At 33.1% G+C, this 2358-nt stretch carries 2 protein-coding genes; one reads left to right on the top strand and one right to left on the bottom strand.

The features are described from left to right. Positions 1-113 precede the first annotated feature (113 nt). On the top strand, positions 114-1553 hold the full coding sequence (gene pdxR, locus AB3X49_RS21535; RefSeq protein ID WP_033733995.1) for a MocR-like pyridoxine biosynthesis transcription factor PdxR: 1440 nt from the start codon (positions 114-116) through the stop codon (positions 1551-1553). 340 nt (positions 1554-1893) lie between these two features. Here the strand turns inward: pdxR and AB3X49_RS21530 are convergent, their stop codons facing one another. Beyond that, the gene (locus AB3X49_RS21530; protein WP_002136501.1) at positions 1894-2316 is read right to left on the bottom strand and encodes a DUF3995 domain-containing protein; all 423 of its coding nucleotides are present in this window, start codon (positions 2314-2316) and stop codon (positions 1894-1896) included. Positions 2317-2358 lie beyond the last annotated feature (42 nt).

Raw genomic sequence — 2358 nt, 5'->3', positions numbered from 1 at the left:
GAGGATATGGTGTATAACAGTGTATCCGAGCATATAACAGTTGAATAAAAATATAGTTGATTGTCAGACTATTTTTCGCTTTAATTAAATTAAAAAGAAAAGCAGGTGATTCTATGAAGATAGTACTACGTAAAGAATCCAACATACCATATTACCAACAAATATATATGCAAATTGTTGAGAGAATTCAAAGCGGGATGCTTTCGCATGGCGATTACCTCCCTTCTTTACGTTCTATGGCCGATGATTTGCAAATTAGTTTATTAACTGTTCGTAAAGCTTATAAACAGTTAGAAACGAAAAGTTATATACGAATTGAACAAGGAAAAGGTGCCTATATACATAAACGTGTGAACAAAGATTTCAAACCAATTCCATATCAATGGCAACAAACGAAATCCATTAATGTTATGCGTTCTCAATATGTAATGAACCAACATCGTAAATATTTTGATTTTTCACAGGCTGTCCTTTATCCACGTTTATTACCAAATCCGTTTCTTTCAGATGAAATGCACAAATTACTTAATAAGGATCAAATGATACTGGCAACATACGGACCTGTTCAAGGTGACAAAGAACTTAGAGTGGAAATAACAAACTACTTAAAAGAACACCAACAAGTAGTTACAGATCCATCTCAATTATTAATTACAAGTGGTGCCCAGCAAGGAATCGATTTAATCGCCCAAACATTATTAAAGCCTGGAGACATAGTGTTAGTAGAAAGTCCGTGTTATGGAGCGGCGCTTGATGTATTTGTTAATAAAGGAGTTCAAATTATCCCTGTTAGTCTTGATAACAACGGCATTCGCTCAGATTTAATCGATGATATTTGTCAAAGAAAGAATCCTGTTTTGTTATATGTGAATCCTACTTTTCAGAATCCAACGGGCACAGTAATGAGTAAAGAAAGGAGAATGGAACTTGTAGAACTAGCAGAGCTTTATCAATTTTTCATTTTAGAGGATGATTCTTTCGGAGAGATATATTTTGAGGATTTTAAAATTCCCCCTCCAATAAAAAGCTTTGATACAAATGGTCATGTTATATATTTAAAAGGATTTAGTAAAACGTTGGCACCAGGTCTTCGCATCGCGGCACTTGCAGCTGAAGGTCCTATCTTTGAATGGTTATACGCCGTGAAGGCTTCGATGGATATTGGTAGTCCCTTATTGACACAAAAAGCACTACTTCCTTTTTTACGAGCGGAACGAATGAAAAATCATTTAGAAAAATTACGGACTGCTTTACAAATTAGACGCGATTTAACAATTGATATATTATCTCCATTAAAAGAATTAGAATTTGAAATACCTAATGGAGGATTTAACTTATGGGTTACACTCCCTCAGTCAATCGATCCTTTTACATTATTACAAAAAGCGAATGAAGTTGATGTTTCTTTTTTACCCGGCACAGCTTGTCTGTTAAGCCATGAAACTCAATATAATCATTTGCGAATTAGTTATTCAATGTTAAATGAAAAAGATATGTTGATTGGATTAGAAAGATTACATGATACAATTGCCAAGTTTAAATCATTCATGTAAACTCCAAAACAACAACTAACCTCTTATTCACACAATAAAAAACCAACACTTTAAAATTTTATTAAAAGTCAAGATATAAGCTGAACCTATTATTAATAGTGAATTCTTATCTAATTTCATACATTATATGTATAAAAATTAAAAGGATAGAAGAGCTTGAATAAATTCGCCCTATCTATCCTCTTTTTAAACACAAATGACTAATCATAGTGGACTTCGCTGTCAACAGAACCTGTATTGCTCTATTGCTATGCTCAAACTTCTTTTTATTGCTACTTGTTCAATAAGAGGTGTTTTCTTCCTGCATGAAATTTATTTTATAGGGAATTCATTATACTTATTAAAACAACAACATGATATAGACAAAACCAAAGAATAAACATAATGGACTATAGAACCAAGTGTCATATCTAGCAAACTGAGAATGTTTAATTTTTTTGAAAAATCCAACAAACTTAAAATCACCAATTGCCCTAACAATGAAAACTAAAGCACAGACAATACTTCCGATTTTAGATAAACTATTTGCTTCGAACCCCTGCAAATAACCTACTTGAACAACAATAATGACACTAGCTAATAGAATAAGAATGGCTACGAATAATGTTCCCCATATTCTCGGAGTAAAAGCAGGCTTATGTTCTCCCTCTTTTACTGGGATAACAGCAGCAGAACCCCATCGACCTCCAAAAGCCCAATAAATATGTAAAAAACTGATAAACCACAGAAGCCCCACAGCTACTACTATTAATAGTAATTTCATTTATTCTCCCCCAATTTCGTAACTCCAAAGATAACATACACT

Origin of the sequence: Bacillus sp. C30, from assembly GCF_040838255.1 — a bacterium.
Classification (GTDB): Bacteria; Bacillota; Bacilli; order Bacillales; family Bacillaceae_G; genus Bacillus_A; species Bacillus_A mycoides.
Note: the sequence above shows the minus strand (reverse complement) of the source record. Positions and strands in the feature narration are given on the sequence as shown.